The sequence below is a fragment of the Streptomyces sp. DH24 genome, assembly GCF_029813775.1.
Lineage (GTDB): Bacteria > Actinomycetota > Actinomycetes > Streptomycetales > Streptomycetaceae > Streptomyces.
Genome location: NZ_JARVKW010000001.1, coordinates 25,669 through 43,862, shown reverse-complemented (window position 1 = coordinate 43,862; position 18,194 = coordinate 25,669). Strand labels below are relative to the sequence as shown.

The 18,194-nt window shown below is 71.5% G+C and carries 17 protein-coding genes; 6 read left to right on the top strand and 11 right to left on the bottom strand.

The window, feature by feature from the left end; genetic code table 11:
- Position 1: 1 nt before the first annotated feature.
- The 4 genes from QC282_RS00215 to QC282_RS00200 all read right to left on the bottom strand — a co-directional run bounded on the left by QC282_RS00215 (position 2) and on the right by QC282_RS00200 (position 4,051).
- The gene (locus QC282_RS00215) at positions 2 to 1,786 is read right to left on the bottom strand and encodes a glycoside hydrolase family 15 protein (protein WP_279547047.1); all 1,785 of its coding nucleotides are present in this window, start codon (positions 1,784 to 1,786) and stop codon (positions 2 to 4) included.
- Between the two features lie 111 nt (positions 1,787 to 1,897).
- A complete protein-coding gene (locus QC282_RS00210; RefSeq protein WP_279547046.1) occupies positions 1,898 to 2,701 on the bottom strand; it encodes an SURF1 family protein in 804 nt (267 codons plus the stop codon).
- A gap of 49 nt (positions 2,702 to 2,750) precedes the next feature.
- Positions 2,751 to 2,984, bottom strand: a complete 234-nt coding sequence (locus QC282_RS00205; RefSeq protein ID WP_079168513.1) for a hypothetical protein — start codon at positions 2,982 to 2,984, stop codon at positions 2,751 to 2,753.
- Between the two features lie 80 nt (positions 2,985 to 3,064).
- Positions 3,065 to 4,051, bottom strand: a complete 987-nt coding sequence (locus QC282_RS00200) for a DEDDh family exonuclease (RefSeq protein ID WP_279547045.1) — start codon at positions 4,049 to 4,051, stop codon at positions 3,065 to 3,067.
- Between the two features lie 343 nt (positions 4,052 to 4,394).
- Here QC282_RS00200 and QC282_RS00195 point away from each other — a divergent pair, with 343 nt between their 5' ends.
- Together QC282_RS00195 and QC282_RS00190 are read left to right on the top strand one after the other, a co-directional pair.
- On the top strand, positions 4,395 to 5,264 hold the full coding sequence (locus tag QC282_RS00195) for a sterol desaturase family protein (protein WP_279547044.1): 870 nt from the start codon (positions 4,395 to 4,397) through the stop codon (positions 5,262 to 5,264).
- Complete coding sequence (locus tag QC282_RS00190; RefSeq protein ID WP_279547043.1) at positions 5,261 to 5,932, top strand: lysoplasmalogenase; 672 nt, start codon at positions 5,261 to 5,263, stop codon at positions 5,930 to 5,932. Before QC282_RS00195 ends, QC282_RS00190 begins: the two co-directional genes overlap by 4 nt.
- Positions 5,933 to 6,264: 332 nt before the next feature.
- Here the strand turns inward: QC282_RS00190 and QC282_RS00185 are convergent, their stop codons facing one another.
- The 3 genes from QC282_RS00185 to QC282_RS00175 form a co-directional block, all read right to left on the bottom strand.
- The gene (locus QC282_RS00185; protein ID WP_279547042.1) at positions 6,265 to 7,272 is read right to left on the bottom strand and encodes a CopD family protein; all 1,008 of its coding nucleotides are present in this window, start codon (positions 7,270 to 7,272) and stop codon (positions 6,265 to 6,267) included.
- A 192-nt stretch (positions 7,273 to 7,464) separates the two neighbouring features.
- Positions 7,465 to 8,982, bottom strand: a complete 1,518-nt coding sequence (locus QC282_RS00180) for a S8 family serine peptidase (protein WP_279547041.1) — start codon at positions 8,980 to 8,982, stop codon at positions 7,465 to 7,467.
- A 62-nt stretch (positions 8,983 to 9,044) separates the two neighbouring features.
- The gene (locus QC282_RS00175) at positions 9,045 to 10,574 is read right to left on the bottom strand and encodes a S8 family serine peptidase (RefSeq protein WP_279547040.1); all 1,530 of its coding nucleotides are present in this window, start codon (positions 10,572 to 10,574) and stop codon (positions 9,045 to 9,047) included.
- A 256-nt stretch (positions 10,575 to 10,830) separates the two neighbouring features.
- Between QC282_RS00175 and QC282_RS00170 the strand changes: the two genes are divergently transcribed.
- The 3 genes from QC282_RS00170 to moaA all read left to right on the top strand — a co-directional run bounded on the left by QC282_RS00170 (position 10,831) and on the right by moaA (position 13,938).
- Positions 10,831 to 11,187 (top strand): DUF485 domain-containing protein, encoded by a 357-nt coding sequence (locus QC282_RS00170; RefSeq protein ID WP_279547039.1) that lies wholly within the window; start codon positions 10,831 to 10,833, stop codon positions 11,185 to 11,187.
- Positions 11,184 to 12,803: a cation acetate symporter gene (locus QC282_RS00165; RefSeq protein ID WP_279547038.1), complete on the top strand. Its 1,620-nt coding sequence runs from the start codon at positions 11,184 to 11,186 to the stop codon at positions 12,801 to 12,803. Before QC282_RS00170 ends, QC282_RS00165 begins: the two co-directional genes overlap by 4 nt.
- Before the next feature lie 145 nt (positions 12,804 to 12,948).
- The gene (moaA, locus tag QC282_RS00160; RefSeq protein WP_279547327.1) at positions 12,949 to 13,938 is read left to right on the top strand and encodes a GTP 3',8-cyclase MoaA; all 990 of its coding nucleotides are present in this window, start codon (positions 12,949 to 12,951) and stop codon (positions 13,936 to 13,938) included.
- Here the strand turns inward: moaA and QC282_RS00155 are convergent.
- Both QC282_RS00155 and QC282_RS00150 read right to left on the bottom strand, forming a co-directional pair.
- A complete protein-coding gene (locus QC282_RS00155; RefSeq protein WP_279547037.1) occupies positions 13,935 to 14,168 on the bottom strand; it encodes a hypothetical protein in 234 nt (77 codons plus the stop codon). The genes moaA and QC282_RS00155 overlap by 4 nt on opposite strands.
- A 212-nt stretch (positions 14,169 to 14,380) precedes the next feature.
- Entirely contained in the window at positions 14,381 to 14,779 is a 399-nt protein-coding gene (locus QC282_RS00150; RefSeq protein WP_279547036.1) for a DUF3099 domain-containing protein, read from the bottom strand.
- A gap of 246 nt (positions 14,780 to 15,025) precedes the next feature.
- On the opposite strand from QC282_RS00150, the gene QC282_RS00145 reads away from it, so the two are divergent.
- The gene (locus tag QC282_RS00145; protein WP_279547035.1) at positions 15,026 to 15,304 is read left to right on the top strand and encodes a GlsB/YeaQ/YmgE family stress response membrane protein; all 279 of its coding nucleotides are present in this window, start codon (positions 15,026 to 15,028) and stop codon (positions 15,302 to 15,304) included.
- Positions 15,305 to 15,389: 85 nt separating this feature from the next.
- On the opposite strand, the gene tyrS is transcribed toward QC282_RS00145, so the two are convergent.
- Together tyrS and QC282_RS00135 are read right to left on the bottom strand one after the other, a co-directional pair.
- The gene (gene tyrS, locus QC282_RS00140; protein ID WP_279547034.1) at positions 15,390 to 16,658 is read right to left on the bottom strand and encodes a tyrosine--tRNA ligase; all 1,269 of its coding nucleotides are present in this window, start codon (positions 16,656 to 16,658) and stop codon (positions 15,390 to 15,392) included.
- 65 nt (positions 16,659 to 16,723) lie between these two features.
- Positions 16,724 to 18,118: a metallopeptidase TldD-related protein gene (locus tag QC282_RS00135; protein WP_279547033.1), complete on the bottom strand. Its 1,395-nt coding sequence runs from the start codon at positions 18,116 to 18,118 to the stop codon at positions 16,724 to 16,726.
- Positions 18,119 to 18,194 lie beyond the last annotated feature (76 nt).

The following is an 18,194-nucleotide window of genomic DNA, read 5'->3' as shown; positions in this document are numbered from 1 at the left end:
CCTATCCTGCCCCGTCCTCCCCGTACAGGGCGAGGGCGGTGTGCACCAGTCCGATGTGACTGAACGCCTGCGGGAAGTTGCCGAGCTGGTGGCCGGCCACCGGGTCGTACTCCTCGGCCAGCAGACCGACGTCGTTGGTGAGCTCCACCAGCCGCTCGAACAGCTCGCGGGCCTCCTTGGTGCGGCCCGTGGCGTGCAGCGCGTCGGCGAGCCAGAAGGAGCAGACGAGGAAGGTGCCCTCGCCGCCGGGCAGGCCGTCCACGACCGTCTCGTCGGCGGTGTACCGGTGCAGGAAGCCGTGGTGGCCGAGGTCCTCGCGGATCGCCTCGATGGTGCCCAGCACCCGGGGGTCGTCGGGCGGCAGGAAGCCCACGCGCGGGATCAGCAGCAGCGCGGCGTCCAGTTCGCGCGAACCGTAGGACTGCGTGAAGGTGTTGCGTTCCGGGTCGTAGCCCCGCTCGCAGACCTCGCGGTGCACCTCGTCGCGCATCGCCCGCCAGCCGTCCAGGTCGCCGGGCAGCTCCGGGTGCTCCTCCAGCGCGCGCACCGCCCGGTCGGCGGCCACCCATACCATCACCTTGGAGTGCACGAACTGCCGGCGGCCGCCGCGCACCTCCCACAGCCCCTCGTCGGGCTGCCGCCACGCCGTGCGCAGGAAGTCCATCATCGCCCGCTGCACCGCCCACACGTCAGGCTTGGCGGACAGCCCCGAACGGCGGCCCAGCGCCAGGGAGTCCATGACCTCGCCGTACACGTCGAGCTGCAGCTGGTTCACGGCGTCGTTGCCGATCCGGACGGGCGTCGACTCGGCGAAGCCGGACAGCCACGGCAGTTCGAACTCCGGCAGCCGTCGCTCACCCGCCAGCCCGTACATGATCTGGAGGTCCCTGGGGGAGCCGGCGACGGCGCGCAGCAGCCAGTTCCGCCATGCCTCGGCCTCTTCCTGGTAGCCGGCCGACACCAGCGCGCCCAGGGTGAGGGTCGCGTCGCGCAGCCAGCAGTACCGGTAGTCCCAGTTGCGCACGCCGCCCAGTTCCTCGGGCAGGGAGGTGGTGGGCGCGGCGACGATGCCGCCGGTCGGCGCGTACGTCAGTGCCTTCAGCGTGATCAGGGAACGGATGACGGCGTCCCGGTGCGGCCCGTCGTAGCGGCACCGTGCCGCCCACGCCCGCCAGTCGGCGACGCTGTGCTCCAGCGACTCGTACGGGTCGACCAGCGGGGGGCGCGGCTCGTGCGAGGGGTGCCAGGTGAGGACGAACGCGACCTTCTCGCCGGCGGCGACGGTGAACTCCGAGTGCGTGCCGAACTCCTCGCCCCAGGTGGGCACCTCGGGCTCGGCGCGCAGCCACGCCGAGTCCGGGCCGGCGACGGCCACCCGGTGGCCGTCCACGCGGCGCACCCACGGCACGATCGAGCCGTAGTCGAAGCGCAACCGCAGGACGCTGTGCACGGTGACCTCGCCGCTGAGACCCTCGACGACGCGGACGAGGTCGGGTGCGCGGTCGCGCTGCGGCATCAGGTCGGTGACGCGCACGCTGCCCTGCGGGGTGTCCCACTCGGTGTCCAGGACCAGGGTGTCGCGGCGGTAGGCGCGGCGGGTGCACAGCTCCGCGCCCTCGGGGGCGATGCGCCAGTGTCCGTTGTCCTCGTCGCCGAGGAGCTTCGCGAAGCAGGCGGCCGAGTCGAAGCGGGGCAGGCACAGCCAGTCGACCGAGCCGTCCTGGCCGACGAGCGCGGCGGTCTGTTCGTCGCCGATGAGTGCGTAGTCCTCGATGTGGGGGTGCACCAAGTGCGGGTGCCCGGCGGACCTGTGCCGCAATCAGCACCGGGCCGGGCGGGTGACGCGAGGACTGTGACGTCGGTTACACCGGGGCGGTCGTCCGGCGGTGGCCGTCGGTCACACCGCGGCGTGTTCCGCGTCCGTGGCCTCGTCCGTGCCGCTCTTGGCCGCCGCCTCGGCGCGCTCGCGCATCTCGCGGCGGACCAGGACGAACCAGCCGACCGGGACGCCCGCGGCGAACAGCCACCACTGGACGGCGTACGCGTAGTTCAGCGCGGCGTTCTCGCGGCCGGGCTCGCCGATCGGTTCCGGGGTGCCGCCCTTCGGCTCGGGCGCGGTCTGCACGATGTAGCCGCCCAGCACCGGGGCGTCGAGGCGCCGGGCCTCCTGCTCGCTGTTGATGAGCATGATCTGCCGGTCCGGCAGGCCCTTGAGGTCCTTGATGCCGCTCGCCTCGGTCGTCTCGTCCGGCATCAGCCGCCCGGTGACGGTGATCTCGCCGCGCGGCGGTGCGGGGACGGTGGGGAAGTCGGTCTGGCTCGGGCCGTCGGCGGGGATCCAGCCGCGGTTGACCAGCAGGATCTTGCCGTCCGCCAGGACGAACGGGGTCAGGACGTGGTAGCCGACCTCTTCGTCGGAGTTGGTGCGGCGGCGGACGACGACCTCGTCGTCGGTGTCGAAGTGTCCCCTGGCGGTCACGGTGCGGTACCGCTCGCCGGTGGTGACGGCGTCGTGGGGGGCGGTGAGCTGTTCCACGGGCACCGGGTCGGCGGCCAGGGCGTCGGAGACCAGCTGGTTCCGGTCGGTGCGCTGCTCGTAGCGGTGCATCTGCCAGATGCCCAGCCTGATCATCGTGGGGATGAGGAGGAGGGCGACCAGCGTGAGGATCACCCACTGCCGGGACAACAGGAAGCGGTACACCCCACGACCGTACAACTCGGTCGTGGGGTCTTTCGCGCCGGGTACTGCTTCAGACCTTGTCGACGATGCCCGCCTTCCCCTCGGCTCGGGCGCAGTGGGCGCCGCAGTACCAGTGGCCCTCGACCTCGACGCCCTGCCCGATGATCTGGACGCGACAGTGCTCGCAGATGGGCGCCATGCGGTGGATGGCGCAGGAGAAGCAGTCGAAGACGTGGACGGCGCCCTGCGCGTGCACCTCGAACGTCATGCCGTAGTCGTTTCCGCAGACCTCGCAACGTGCCATGCGCCACAGCGTGGGCGCTCGGCGCCGCGCGGGCGAGCGGGCGCCGGGCGAGTCGCCCGGCAATCACCCGTCCGTACGGGTCACCCGTCCGCGGGTTCGACGTCCCGCAGCAGTTGTCCGAAGGCCGCCTCGTCGACCACCGGTGTGCCGTACTGCCGGGCCTTGACGACCTTCGAGGTGCCCGAGTCCGGGTCGTTCGTGACGAGGAGGCTGGTCAGCCGGGACAGGCTCGACGCGACGTGCAGCCCGGCCTCGGTCGCCCGGTCCTCCAGCAGCTCGCGGTCGACGGAGGTGTCCCCGGAGAACGCCACGCGCATTCCCTGCTTGAGGGGCCTGCCCTCTTCGTAGCGGCCCGGGTTGGGATAGGGGCAGGCGGGCCTTCGGCGGGAGGGGCGCCAACTGGTCGCCCGGTAGCCGCCGGGGCCACCCTGCTGTCCGATGCGCGGCGTGGGCCGGTCCGACCACTCGGTCAGCGGCCGGCACTCGTGCAGCGGCAGCCGCAGACCGCCCGCCGCGGCGGCGTGCAGGCTGGGCCGGAACGCCTCCGCCAGCACGCGCGCGTCGTCCAGCGCGTGGTGGGCGCGCTGCTGCACCACGCCGAAGTGGGCGGCGAGCGACTCCAGCTTGTGGTTGGGCAGCGGCAGGCCGAGTTCCTTCGACAGCGCGATGGTGCACAGCCGCTGCCGCACCGGCGCCTCGCGCTCCGCGCGCGCGTACTCACGCGCGATCATCTGCCAGTCGAAGACGGCGTTGTGCGCGACGAGCACCCGGTCGCGCAGCCGGTCCGTGAACTCCTCGGCGACGTCGCGGAAGAGGGGCGCGCCTTCGAGCACGTCGCTCGTCAGACCGTGGATCCACACCGGGCCCGGGTCGCGCTCCGGGTTGACCAGCGTGTACCAGTGGTCCTCGACCTCACCGCGCGCGTCCAGCCGGTAGACGGCCGCGGAGAGTATCCGGTCGTCCCGTGCGAGGCCGGTGGTCTCCACGTCAACGACCGCGTATCCCTGGGGATACGCGGCCGGCCACGCAGCCGGGGACGCTGCGGTCGTCATGCGGTCTTCGAGCATGGTCCCTGAGGATACGGGCCGCGACTGACAGCGCGGGCCGGGAGGGGCACACCGAACCCGGCGTCACATGCCCGGAACCACACCACAAGTGACGGAGGGTTCGCCCGCCCGCGGTGCCGGAGCCGGGGGCGTGACCCGCCTCGCCGGGTCGCTGCTGGGCGCGGCGGGCGTCCGACGCGCGGCGGGCGTCCGGCGGGCGTCCGGGGCGTTCCGGCAAGGCGTTCGCTCACCGGTCCGAGGTGTCCATTGGCGGAGATCGCCAACAAGTAAGCGCGTACCCGAGGTAATACTTGTCGGTAACAACCCCTGGCCGTGGCCCGCCCCGCGGTCCTACGGTGCACTCATGCCGAACCTGCCCGATGTCGTGCTGTGGTCGATACCCGCCTTCGTGCTGCTCACCGTGATCGAGATGATCAGCGTGCGCCTCCATCCCGACGAGGAGGCGGCGGGCTACGAGGCGAAGGACGCCGCGACCAGCGTCGGCATGGGCCTGGGCAGCCTCGCCTTCGACTTCCTATGGAAGATCCCGATCGTCGCCATCTACACGGCGCTCTACGAGCTCACACCGCTGCGCGTGCCGGTGCTGCTCTGGACGGTCCCGCTGATGCTGCTCGCGCAGGACTTCTTCTACTACTGGTCGCACCGCGGCCACCACGTCATCCGCATCCTGTGGGCCTGCCACGTGGTCCACCACTCCAGCCGCAAGTTCAACCTCACCACCGCGCTGCGCCAGCCCTGGACCTCGCTGACGGTCTGGCCGTTCTACGTCCCCCTCATCCTCTGCGGTGTGCACCCGGCGGCCCTCGCGTTCTGCTCCTCGGCGAACCTCGTCTACCAGTTCTGGATCCACACCGAGCGCATCGACAGGATGCCCCGCTGGTTCGAGTGCGTCTTCAACACGCCCTCCCACCACCGGGTGCACCACGCCTCCCAGGGCGGCTATCTGGACCGCAACTTCGGCGGCATCCTCATCGTGTGGGACCGGCTGTTCGGCTCCTTCGTGCCCGAGACCGAGCGGCCGGTGTACGGACTGACGAAGAACATCACCACGTACAACCCGCTGAAGGTCGCCACGCACGAGTACGTCGCCATCGCCAAGGACCTCAAGGCGGCCCGGAGTTGGCGCGAGCGGGCCGGGCGGGTCTTCCGCGGCCCCGGCTGGCAGCCCGCCCCGCCCGCGACGGCACCCGTCGAGGAGACCTCGGCCGCGTGAACCCGTCACGCGTTCTGCTCGCCACATTCGCCCTCGTCGTCGCCGTCGACCTCACCGCCCTCGTCGCCGGCCACGACACCGCCCACACGATCGCCAAGCCCCTGCTGATGCCGCTGCTGGCCGCCTGGGCCGCGGCCTCCGGCGCGCCCCGCCTGCTGGTGGCCGCGCTCCTCTTCGGCTGGGCCGGCGACACCCTGCTGCTGTTCGACGCGGATGCCGCCTTCCTCGCCGGCATGGGCTGCTTCGCGGCCGGACACGTCTGCTACCTCGCCCTGTTCGGGCCGTACGTCCGCGCCGGGGCGCCCCTACGCGCGCGTGCCCGGCTCCTCGTCCCCGGCTACGCCGTCGCCCTGGCCGGCACCGTCGCCCTGCTGTGGCCGGACCTGCCCGCCGGCCTCCGGGTCCCCGTCGCCCTCTACAGCGCCCTGCTCACGGCCATGGCCTGCACGGCGGCCGTCCGGATCGGGGTCGTCGCCGGGCTCGGCGGGGCACTGTTCCTGCTCTCCGACACGCTCATCGCGACCGGCATCGCCGACTGGCCGCAGCTCCCGCGCCCCGACTTCTGGGTCATGCTGACCTACGTCGCGGCACAGTCCCTGCTCACCGCCGCCCTGCTCGCCGCCCGGCGCCCCCGACCGGCTCCGGCGACGTCCGGCGCGACGCCCTGAGCACCGGGAGCGGCCCGGCGGAAGTCCTCGGCACCATCGGCGTTCGCGTGTGGATCGGCGGCGGCCCTGTCGTGCGCCTCGATGTCCACCGGCGGGTCGGCGGCAGCCTGGCGTGCACGCCGGTGTTCGCCGGGGGGAGGAGGACGGCGGCCCTGTCGTGCGCCTCGGAGATCGCCTGCGGATCGGCGGCGGCCGGTCGCGCGCCTCGTGTTCTCCGGCGGTCGGGCGGCAGCCCCGCCATGCACCCCGGCGCTCACCAGCGGATCGGCAGCGGTCGTACACGCCGGTGTGCACCGGCGGGTCGGGCGGCAGCCCCGCCATGCCCCCCGCGTTCACCAGCGGATCGGCAGCGGAAGTGCCGTCAGCAGGCCCGACAGCGCGACCACCAGCGCCAGGACGGCGACCTCCGCGCGTGCCGGTGCGCACGCCGTGAGCGGGTCGGCCGCGCGGCGCAGCAGGAGTCTCGCGCGCAGGGCTAGCCCCGCGACCACCGCCACCAGCAGCAGCTTGGCGAGCAGGGCCCGCCCGTACGCCGTCGTCGTCAGCTGATCCAGGATCGTTTCGGGCGGCATCCGGCGCAGTGAACTCCACACGCCCGTCGCCGTGACGGCCGCCAGCAGGACCGCCGCCACGCGCGCGTAGAGACCCAGCAGCGCGGCGCCCGGCCCCGGGGTGCCCCAGTGACGCAGGGTGCGCAGCGCGTGCAGCAGGCCGCCCGTCCACAGCGCCGCGCACGTCAGGTGCACCAGGGTCAGCGCGGCACCGGTCAGGGGAGTGTGCTCGGATGCCGGATGGGCGCGCAGCGCCTCCGCGACGACGACGGCGGCCAGCGGCCACAGCTGGGTGGCCGGGCGGCGCGAGTGCGCGCACAGTCCCGCCACGACGAACGCGTTGACCTCCAGGAGCGCGAGCCTGCCCTCCCGCGAGGCGTGGAGACCGCCGACGTCCAGGTCCGCGAGGTCGTGCGGCACGAGATTGCCGGTGGACACCACCGAGGCCAGGCCGAGCGCGGCGACGAATCCGGCGCCCGCCGCGACCACCCCCCAACTGCGCGGCGCCGCCGGGGGAGCACCGGGCACCGCGCGCGCCAGCCGGTTCACGAACAGCTCGCCCACCGGCACGGCCAGCGCCGCGAACAGCACCGTACGCAGCAGGGCGACGCCTCCCGAGCCGGGCGCGGCGGCCTCCCCGGTGCCGTGCAGCGCGGCGGACGGGCCGAGCAGGGGCGTCAGTGCCGACAGCGCCACCAGCGCGAGGACGGCGACGGCGCGGCCCGCCCCGGCGCGTGCCGCGGGTCCGCCCGCGCCGGCCACCTCCGGAGTGGATCTTGTCAGGCTCACCCCAGGATCTTCACCAGCCCGCCCGGACCCGGGCAAGTCAAGGAGGGCGACGGCGGTAGCGCGACGCCCGTGTGCCGCCGGGCGGCCGGACGCGCGAAAGGGCTGCGCACGCGAAAGGGGCTGGACACGCGAAAGGGCCGGGCATCTGGCCCGGCCCCGTCGCTCACACCGTCACCGGTGCGACCGGTGCGGCTACTTCGTCACCGCGTCCAGCGCGTCGGTCATGCCCCAGCCGTAGAAACCGTTGCGGTTCTTCGTGCCCTCGCACACCGCGTCGATCTTGCCGTCGCCGTTGATGTCGTACGGGTCCGTGCACGACGTGGCGTCGGCCTGCGCGAACAGCAGCTTCTTCACCTCGGCCGGAGAGGCCTTCGGATGCGTCGACTTGATGAGCGCGGCGACGCCCGCGACGTGCGGCGACGCCATCGACGTACCGGCCATGTAGCCCCAGGTGCCGCCGGGCATCGTGCCCAGGATGCGGCCGTCCACGGCGGGCGGCGCCGGCGTCTGGTACACCGTGCGGTCGCCGCCGGGAGCGGCGATGTCGATCACGCCGAGGCCGTGGTTGGAGAAGGAGGACTTCAGGCCCTTCGCGCCGGTCGCCGCGACCGTGACGACACCGGGCAGCTGGGTCGGGATGTCGTAGCACTCCGACGGGTCGATCACCCGCTCGGTGGGCGTGCTGTCGTTGGGCGACACCGGGTCGGTGATCTCGTCGGCGGCGAAGTCGTAGTTCTCGTTGCCGGCCGCCGCGACGTTGACCGCGCCCTTCTTCTCCGCGTACTTCGTCGCCCGGGTGAGGGCCTCGACGAGCGCCTTCTGGTCCGGGTCGTCCGTGCAGTTGAAGTACCACGGGTCGGTGTAATAGCTGCTGTTGGTGACGTCGACGCCGTGCTCGGCCGCCCACACGAAGCCGCAGACCACGGCCTCCGTGTAGAAGAAGCCGTCCGGGTTGGACACCTTGATGCCGGAGACCTTCACGCCGGGCGCGACGCCCGTCATGCCGATGCCGTTCTTGGCCGCGGCGATCTCACCGGCCACGTGGGTGCCGTGCGGGCTCTCCGTGGCGCCCGGCCGCCAGGCGCCGTCGGAGGTGTCCGGCTTGCCCGACACGCAGTTCACGGACGCGGCGCGGTCGAAGTTCGGCGCCAGGTCCGGGTGGGTGTCGTCGACACCAGTGTCGATGACCGCCACGGTCACCTTGTCGCTGCCCAGCGACTTCTCGTGCGCCTTGTCCGCCTTGATGGCGGGCAGGTCCCACTGCAGCGGCTCCAGCGGGTCCTGCCCGGCCACGGCCTGCGCACCGGCCGCCTGGGCCGCGCTGAGCACCTTCGGCGTGCCCACGTCGGTCGTCGACTGCGCGGGCAGCGGCGCGGTACGGGTGGCACCGGCCGACTGCACCCCGCGCACCGTGCGTATCCGCTCGGCGAAGTCGGGGTTGGAGGAGTGGACGACGACGACGCCGATCCGGTCGTACGACGTCACGAGGGTGCCGCCGAACTCGCCGATGGCCTTCTTCAGCGCGGCGGAAGGGGCCTGCCCCTGGCGGATGTTGACGACGTAGCTGAGCGAGGTCGCGTCCGCGGCGGCCTGCCCGGGGGTCTCCGCGGCGGACGCGGTGACGTTCGGCAGGAACGCGAGCGCCGTCGCCATCGCCATCCCGGCCGGAATGGCGATCGCGCGACGGAAGCGCGGGTGAGGCGCGGTCATGAGGTGTCTCCAGTTCGTTCGCGGTACGAGAGGGCCGTGCGGGAGGTTCCGGCGGGCGCCGGTCACTTGACCGCGCGCAGCGCGTTCACGATGCCGAAGCCGTAGAAGCCGTTCACACGCGGGCCGCCCTCGCACACGGCGTCCTGCGTGCCGTCACCGTTCTGGTCGTACGACTCGGGGCAGCCCGGGTTGTCGGCCTGCGCCTTCAGCAGCGCCTGCAACTGGGCCGGGCGGGCGTGCGGGTACTTCGACTTCAGCAGCGCGGCGACACCCGCGGCGTGCGGCGAGGCCATCGAGGTGCCCTGCAGGAACGCGTACTGGCCGTTCGGCATGGTGGACAGGATGCGGCCGTTCTTCGACGGCGTGTCCGGGATCTGGTAGAGCCGGTCACCGCCCGGCGCGGCGACGTCGGCGACCTTGTAACCGTACGAGGAGTAGTACGACTTGAGGTTCTGCACGCCCGTCGCGCTGACCGTGACGACGCCCGGCAGCTGGGTCGGCAGGTCCAGGCACTCGCTCGGGTCGATGGTGCGCTCGACCGGAGTGGTGTCGTTGGGGCTGGACTTGTCGACGATCGCGTCCGAGCCGAGGTCGTGGTTGGAGTTGCCCGCGGACGCGATGTGCAGGGTGCCCTTCTTCTGGGCGTACAGCTGGGCCCGGTTCACCGCGTCGACGACGGCCCGCTGGTCGGGGTCGTCCATGCAGTTGTACAGGTACGGGTCGATGTAATAGCTGTTGTTGGTGATCTCCACGCCGTGGTCGGCGGCGAACACCATGGCGCAGACCACGGCCTCCGGATAGAAGAGGCTGGTGTCCGGCTCGCTCACCTTGATGGAGGACACCTTCACGCCCGGGGCGACGCCCGCCACGCCGACGCCGTTGCGCGCGGCGGCGATCTCACCGGCCACGTGCGTGCCGTGGTAGTCGTCGGAGGTGTACGGGCGCCAGGCGCCCTCGCTGGTGTCGGCCTTGCCGCCCACGCAGTTCGCCGACTGGGCCGCGGAGAAGTTCGGGGCGAGGTCCGGGTGGGTGTCGTCGACGCCGGTGTCGATCACGGCGACGGTCACCTTGCTGCTGCCGGGGTTTATTCGCGAGGCCTGGTCGGCGCCTATCGCGCGCAGGTCCCACTGGTCGGCCTCAAGAGGCTCGCTGCCCTCCGTCGCGGCGGAGGCACTCGCGGTGCGCGCGGCCTGCTCGTCCGACAGCATCTGGACGGCGCCCTCGTCCGTCGTACCGGCGGCGGTCAGCGGCGCCGTACGGGTCGCGCCCGCCGACTGCACGCCGCGCACGGCGCGCATCTGCTGTGCGAAGGACGGGTTCGCCGAGTGGACGACGAGCACGCCGATCCTGTCGTACGTGGCGACGACGGTGCCGTCGGCCGCGGTGACGGCCTTCGTCACCGCCGCGATCGTGTCCCGGTCCGTCGAGGTGTTGACGACGTACGTCAGCCTGGGCGCGTCCGCGGCCCGCGCGGCGGGTTCCGCCTGCGGGGCGGCCGACGCGGCGGCCGGCAGGAAGCCGAGCGAAGCGGTCAGCGACAGCACGACGGGAACGGCGAGCGCGAGAGTGCGTCTGGAACGCAGATGAGCCATGGGGTCTCCACATCATCCGGAAACGAAACCGGCCCGAGACACAGGTGGTGCTCGGGCAGGTACATGACGATTGGTGCCGAGGTGAAGCTATCTCCCCATGTCGCTGGCCAGCAATGACCTGCCGGACGCGACTTGGGAAAGAAGTCGAAAGGAGTTGAACCGGTCCTCGCGTGGCGCCGTGACCTTGTGCAGGGAAGGCGAGGACACTCGCCCCCGCCCCTTTGCCGAAACCGCATCCGCAACGCGAGGAGACTCCGTGGCCACCGACGCACCGCCCCCCTCGAAAGAGCCGCACGTCCTACCCTCCGCCGAGGAGTTCGCCGAGGTGCACCAGAGCGCGGAATTCGGTGAACTGCGCCGCTCCTACCGGTCGTTCGCCTTTCCGCTGACCGTCGCCTTCATCGCCTGGTACCTGCTGTACGTCCTGCTGTCGAACTACGCCGGCGGCTTCATGGGCACCAAGCTGTTCGGCAACATCAACGTTGCCTTCGTCTTCGGCATCCTCCAGTTCGTCACCACGTTCCTCATCGCCTGGTGGTACTCGCGGCACGCCGCCGCGAAGCTCGACCCCAAGGCCGAGGCCATCAAGTCCCGGATGGAGAACCGCGCATGAACCTCGCGACGACCCTGGCGGCCAACGAGGCCAGCGAGCACCGGCCACTGATCATCACCCTGTTCGCGATCTTCGTGGTCGCGACCCTCTTCATCACCGTCTGGGCGGGCCGGCAGACCAAGGACGCCGCCGACTTCTACGCGGGCGGACGCTCGTTCAGCGCCTTCCAGAACGGCCTCGCGGTCTCCGGCGACTACATGTCGGCCGCGTCGTTCCTCGGCATCGCGGGCGCCATCGCCCTCTTCGGATACGACGGCTTCCTGTACTCCATCGGCTTCCTGGTCGCCTGGCTCGTGGCCCTCCTGCTGGTCGCCGAACCGCTGCGGAACTCCGGCCGCTACACCATGGGCGACGTCCTCGCGTACCGCATGCGCCAGCGCCCGGTGCGCACCGCGGCCGGCACCTCCACGATCGTCGTGTCGATCTTCTACCTGCTGGCCCAGATGGCGGGCGCCGGCGTCCTCGTCTCGCTGCTGCTCGGCATCACCTCAGACGCCGGCAAGATCCTCATCGTCGCCCTCGTCGGCATCCTGATGATCGTGTACGTCTCCATCGGCGGCATGAAGGGCACCACCTGGGTCCAGATGGTCAAGGCCGTGCTGCTCATCGGCGGCACGCTCCTGATCACCTTCCTGGTGCTGCTGAAGTTCAACTTCAACATCTCCGACCTGCTCGGCACCGCCGCCGAGAACAGCGGCAAGGGCGCCGCCTTCCTGGAGCCCGGCCTGCAGTACGGCGCCACCGGCACCTCCAAGCTGGACTTCATCTCCCTCGGCATCGCCCTGGTCCTGGGCACCGCCGGCCTGCCGCACATCCTGATCCGCTTCTACACCGTGCCCAACGCCAAGGCCGCCCGTAAGTCCGTCAACTGGGCCATCGGCATCATCGGCGGCTTCTACCTGATGACGATCGCGCTCGGCTTCGGCGCCGCGGCGCTCATCTCGCAGGACGAGATCATCGCGTCCAACCCGTCCGGCAACACGGCGGCCCCGCTGCTCGCCCTGCACCTGGGCGGCGTCGACTCGGCCTGGGGCGCGATCCTGCTCGCCACCATCTCGGCGGTGGCCTTCGCCACCATCCTCGCCGTCGTCGCGGGCCTGACCCTGGCGTCGTCCTCGTCGTTCGCCCACGACATCTACGCCAATGTCATCAAGAAGGGGACGGCGTCCGAGAAGGAAGAGGTCAGGGCGGCCCGGCTGGCCACCATCGGCATCGGCGCCGTCTCCATCCTGCTCGGCGCCCTGGCCCGCGACCTGAACGTGGCCGGCCTGGTCGCGCTCGCCTTCGCGGTCGCGGCCTCCGCCAACCTGCCGACGATCCTCTACAGCCTGTTCTGGAAGCGGTTCACCACCCAGGGCGCGCTGTGGTCGATCTACGGCGGTCTCGTCGTGGCCGTCGGTCTGGTGCTGTTCTCGCCCGTCGTCTCCGGCGACCCCAAGGCGATGTTCCCCGACGTCGACTTCGCCTGGTTCCCGCTGAAGAACCCGGGCATCATCTCCATCCCGTTCGGCTTCCTGATGGGCTGGCTCGGCACCGTCCTGTCCAAGGAGGAGCCCGACACCGCCAAGTACGCGGAGCTGGAGGTCCGGTCCCTGACCGGCACCGGAGCGCACTGACCCCGCCTCGCACGCGGCCGTGTCGTAGCTCTCTACGACACGGCCGCGCGGCACGTCGTGGGATCGGGCCCCTGCCGTTGTCGGCGGCGTCACGTAGGCTCACTGTGACGGCGGAACGTGATCCGTGACGAGGGAGGGGGCCCACGTGCTCATCGACACCTACGGCCGGGTGGCCACCGACCTGAGGGTCTCGCTGACCGACCGGTGCAATTTGCGCTGCACCTACTGCATGCCCGAGGAAGGCCTGCAGTGGCTGGCCAAGCCCGACCTGCTCACGGACGACGAGATCGTCCGCCTCATCGACATTGCGGTGACCTCCCTCGGCATCGAGGAGGTCCGCTTCACCGGCGGCGAGCCCCTGCTGCGGCCCGGTCTGGTTGGCATCGTGGAGCGGGTCGCCGCCCTGGAGCCGCGCCCCCAGATGTCCCTCACCACCAACGGCATCGGCCTCAGGCGCACGGCGGAGGCACTGAAGACGGCAGGCCTGGACCGGGTGAACGTGTCGCTGGACACCCTGCGCCCCGACGTCTTCAAGACCCTGACCCGCCGCGACCGCCACCAGGACGTGCTCGAAGGCCTGGAGGCCGCCCGCGCGGCGGGCCTCACCCCGGTCAAGGTCAACTCGGTCCTGATGCCCGGACTGAACGACGACGAGGCCCCCGACCTGCTCGCCTGGGCCGTCGAGCACGACTACGAGCTGCGCTTCATCGAGCAGATGCCCCTGGATGCCCAGCACGGCTGGAAGCGCGACGGCATGATCACCGCCGGGGACATCCTGACCTCCCTGCGCACCCGCTTCGAGCTCACCGCCGAGGGCTCCGAGGAGCGCGGCTCCGCCCCCGCCGAGCGCTGGCTCGTGGACGGCGGACCGTACCGCGTGGGTGTCATCGCCTCCGTCACCCGCCCGTTCTGCGCCGCCTGCGACCGCACCCGTCTCACCGCCGACGGCCAGGTCCGCACCTGTCTGTTCGCCCGCGAGGAGACCGACCTGCGCGCGGCGCTGCGCTCCGGCGCACCCGACGAGGAGATCGCCCGTATCTGGCGCCTGGCGATGTGGGGCAAGAAGGCGGGCGCGGGCCTCGACGACCCGTCCTTCGTCCAGCCGGACCGCCCGATGTCCGCGATCGGAGGCTAGGCCCCCGGCCGCTCGGAGCCCTCGGGGGCCTGCCACTCGCTCAGCGGGACGACGTCCTTCAGAAAGCCCCGGACCCCGAGGAACTGCGAGAGGTGCTCCCGGTGTTCCTCGCACGCCAGCCACGTCTTGCGGCGCTCAGGGGTGTGCAGCTTGGGGTTGTTCCAGGCCAGCACCCACACGGCGTCGGCGTGGCAGCCCTTGGCGGAGCAGATCGGGTTTTCGTCACTCACGAGGTCGTCTCACAGGTCCGCAGACAGGGCGACGCCGAGCAGCCACGGGGGGAGCTGCCCGGCGTCGGTCCGTCGCTCCGACGGGGGATGCGGAGCGCTTACGAAGTATGTCACGGGTAACCCGCCGCCCGGCACTGGAATGGCACGATTGATCTGAGGATTTCCTGAGCTTTGGCGAGAAACCCGCTTCCGCTTCCGGCCGGGACGTATCCTCAGGAGTTTTCGTGCCGTTCACTCCGGGCGCCCGGCATCGCGTCGGACACCGCGTCTTCCGGGACGGATTCCGTCGTGCCGACGTCCGTACGGGGCGGCGCGATCATCGGCCGGGTCGGCGCCACGACGAACGTCGACGGCAGCGACGGCGCGTTCTCGCGCCCGGCGTTGGCGATCACCACCGCGACGTAGGGAAGCACCACGCCCAGCACCAGCGCCACGATCGCGACGTGCCGTTCCACGTTCCACAGGGTCGCCGCGAGGATCACCGACAGGGTGCGGACCGTCATCGAGATGACGTACCGGCGCTGCCGGCCGCGCACGTCCTCCTGGAGGCTTGTCCGGGCCCCGGTGATCCGGAAGACCTGGGCGTTGCCGCCGTCACGTTGTTTCCGCATCACAGTCCACCATCCGCCCGCGTTGTCGCCCCGCCCCGTCACCCGGTCCGAGGCCGGTCGGGGAAGCCGTGCCCGGACCCCTCCCACGGTACGCCGCGCGATCGCCGGTCACGAGACCGGGGCCTCGTCACCTGGCGGCCCCACGACCTGCGCCGTCCCCCGTACGGCCCAATCCGGAATGCGCCGTGCGGCAGACGGGCCGAGACTGGCGGTAATGCTCACGTCGAGCCGGACGAGGAGGCAGCCATGGGCTGGTTGTGGGCGATCATCGTGGGATTCGTACTGGGGTTGCTCGCCAAGGCGATCATCCCGGGCAAACAACACAGTCCCCTGTGGCTGACCACCATCTGCGGCATTCTGGGCGCCATCGCGGGCAACGCGATCGCCCGTGGCTTCGGCGTGGACGAGACCGCGGGCATCGACTGGGCGAGGCACGCCTTCCAGCTCGCGGCCGCCGTCGTCATCGTCTTCCTGGTGGACATGGCCTACATGACGATGCGGGGCAAGAAGAGGGAGCGGGCCTGACGCGACACGCAGCACCCCGGTTTCACCCACGCCGAAGGGGCGGTCTCCCACCGGGAAACCGCCCCTTCGCATGCCGGGTACCGGGTCAGGCGCCGGTGACCTCCACCGCGGCCAGGTTCTTCTTGCCGCGCCGCAGCACCAGCCAGCGCCCGTGCAGCAGGTCCTCCTTGGCCGGGACGGCGTCCTCGGCGGTGACCTTCACGTTGTTCACGTAGGCGCCGCCCTCCTTCACCGTGCGCCGCGCGGCCGACTTGCTGGCGACCAGGCCGACCTCGGCGAACAGGTCGACCACCGGGCCGAGCTCGGCGACCTTGATGTGCGGCACCTCGGACAGGGCCGCCGCCAGCGTCCTGTCGTCCAGCTCCGCCAGCTCGCCCTGACCGAACAGCGCCTTGGACGCGGCGATCACGGCGGCCGTCTGGTCGGCGCCGTGCACCAGCGTCGTCAGCTCCTCCGCCAGCGCGCGCTGCGCGGCACGGGCCTGCGGACGCTCCTCGGTCTGCTTCTCCAGCTCCTCCAGCTCCGCGCGGGACTTGAAGGACAGGATCCGCATGTAGCCCGAGATGTCCCGGTCGTCCACGTTCAACCAGAACTGGTAGAACGCGTACGGCGTCGTCATCTCCGGGTCGAGCCACACGGCGCCGCCCTCGGTCTTGCCGAACTTGGTGCCGTCCGCCTTCGTCATCAGCGGCGTCGCCAGCGCGTGCACCGAGGCGTCCGGCTCCAGGCGGTGGATCAGGTCGAGGCCGGCCGTCAGGTTGCCCCACTGGTCGCTGCCGCCCTGCTGGAGCGTGCAGCCGTAGCGCCGGTAGAGCTGGAGGAAGTCCATGCCCTGCAGGAGCTGGTAGCTGAACTCGGTGTAGCTGATGCCCTCGGAGGACTCCAGACGGCGGGCGACCGAGTCCTTCGTCAGCATCTTGTTGACGCGGAAGTGCTTGCCGATGTCCCGCAGGAACTCGATCGCGGACAGGTTCTGCGTCCAGTCGAGGTTGTTGACCATCACGGCCGCGTTCTCGCCCTCGAAGGACAGGAACGGCTCGATCTGGCCGCGCAGCCGCTCGACCCAGCCGGCCACGGTCTCCGGCGAGTTCAGCGTGCGCTCCGCGGTCGGGCGCGGATCGCCGATCAGGCCCGTGGCGCCGCCGACCAGCGCCAGCGGCCGGTGCCCGGCCTGCTGGAGCCGGCGCACGGTGAGCACCTGCACCAGGTGCCCCACGTGCAACGACGGCGCCGTCGGGTCGAAGCCGCAATAGAACGTGACGGGACCGTCCGCGAGCGCCTTGCGCAAAGCGTCCTCGTCAGTGGACAGGGCGAACAGCCCGCGCCACTTCAGCTCGTCGACGATGTCCGTCACGGTTCTCGTGTCTCCTTGGTGATCTTCGGGCAGCCGGGTGACTCCGGCTGCGAACGCCTACGAGGTTATACGCCCCGGCTGACAGAGCTCATATTGAAATCCGGGACCCTGAGCGGCGGCATCGCGGCCCGGGTGAACCAGTCGCTCCACTCCCGCGGCAGGGTCTGCTCCGTGCGTCCCGCCTCCGTGGCCCGCCCCAGCAGGCCGACCGGCGACTCGTTGAACCGGAAGTTGTTGACCTCGCCGGTCACCTCGCCGTTCTCGACGAGGTAGACGCCGTCCCGGGTCAGCCCGGTCAGCAGCAGGGTCGCCGGGTCGACCTCGCGGATGTACCACAGGCAGGTCAGCAGCAGCCCGCGCCCGGTGTCCGCGACCATCTCGTCCAGCGAGCGGTCCTCGCCGCCGTCCAGGATCAGGTTCTCGATGCCCGGCGCCACCGGCAGCCCGGTCAGACCGGCGCTGTGCCTGCTGGTCGTCAGGTGCGTCAGCTCGCCCCGGCGCATCCACTCCGTGGCGGTCAGCGGCAGCCCGTTGTCGAACACCGACTGGTCACCGCCGGAGGAGTGCGCGATCACGAACGGCGCCGACTGCAGACCCGGCTCGTGCGGATCGCTGCGCAGCGTCAGCGGCAGACCGGTCAGCCGCTCGCCCACGCGCGTGCCGCCGCCCGGCTTGGAGAACACCGTGCGGCCCTCCGCCGCGTCCCGGCCCGACGCCGACCACATCTGGTAGATCAGCAGGTCCGCCACGGCCGTCGGCGGCAGCAGCGTCTCGTACCGGCCGGCCGGCAGCTCGATCCGCCGCTCGGCCCAGCCCAGGCGTACGGCCAGCTCGGCGTCCAGCGCCGCCGGGTCGACGTCCTTGAAGTCCCGGGTCGAGCGGCCCGCCCACGCCGACCGGGCGCGGTCCGGCGACTTGGCGTTCAGCTCCAGCGTGCCGTTCGGCTGGTCGTGCCGCAGCCGCAGGCCCGTGGAGGTGCCCAGATAGCTGGAGACCATCTCGTGGTTGGCGAAGCCGTACAACTCGCGGCCACCGGCACGCGCGCGTGCGAACGCCTCACCGAGCGCCGGCGCGAAGTCGCCGAACACCGCGGACGACGTCTCGGCCGGCGCCTCCGTGAACTCCGGCGACGGCGCCACGCCCGTCACGAGCGGCTGCGCGTCCTCGGCGGGCGCGGCACCCCGCGCGGCGGCCTCGGCGGCCCGCACCAGCGGCTCCAGGTCGTCGGCCGTGACCGCCGACCGGGACACGACGCCGGAGGCGGTGCCCTCCTTGCCGTCGACGGTCGCGACGACGGTGAGCGTCCGCCCGCGCGTCACACCGTTCGTGGTGAGCGCGTTGCCCGCCCAGCGCAGGTTGGCGGTGGAGTGCTCGTCGGCGATGACGACACAGCCGTCCGCGCGGGACAGGCCGAGGGCGCGCTCGACGATCTCGTGGGGCTTGCTGACACGGGCGCTCATCGACCGGCCTCCTGCGTGGTGTTGAGACTGTGCTGTTCCGGGGGACAACCCCCGGACCCCCGGCCGACCTCGGTGC

Excerpts from the sequence above, each read along its gene's own strand:
- QC282_RS00205 (WP_079168513.1), bottom strand. The coding sequence starts at position 2,984 with ATGGCACGTTGCGAGGTCTGCGGAAACGACTACGGCATGACGTTCGAG.
- QC282_RS00200 (WP_279547045.1), bottom strand. The coding sequence starts at position 4,051 with ATGCTCGAAGACCGCATGACGACCGCAGCGTCCCCGGCTGCGTGGCCG.
- QC282_RS00195 (WP_279547044.1), top strand. The coding sequence starts at position 4,395 with ATGCCGAACCTGCCCGATGTCGTGCTGTGGTCGATACCCGCCTTCGTG.
- QC282_RS00180 (WP_279547041.1), bottom strand. The coding sequence starts at position 8,982 with ATGACCGCGCCTCACCCGCGCTTCCGTCGCGCGATCGCCATTCCGGCC.
- QC282_RS00175 (WP_279547040.1), bottom strand. The coding sequence starts at position 10,574 with ATGGCTCATCTGCGTTCCAGACGCACTCTCGCGCTCGCCGTTCCCGTC.
- QC282_RS00165 (WP_279547038.1), top strand. The coding sequence starts at position 11,184 with ATGAACCTCGCGACGACCCTGGCGGCCAACGAGGCCAGCGAGCACCGG.
- QC282_RS00150 (WP_279547036.1), bottom strand. The coding sequence starts at position 14,779 with ATGCGGAAACAACGTGACGGCGGCAACGCCCAGGTCTTCCGGATCACC.
- QC282_RS00145 (WP_279547035.1), top strand. The coding sequence starts at position 15,026 with ATGGGCTGGTTGTGGGCGATCATCGTGGGATTCGTACTGGGGTTGCTC.
- QC282_RS00135 (WP_279547033.1), bottom strand. The coding sequence starts at position 18,118 with ATGAGCGCCCGTGTCAGCAAGCCCCACGAGATCGTCGAGCGCGCCCTC.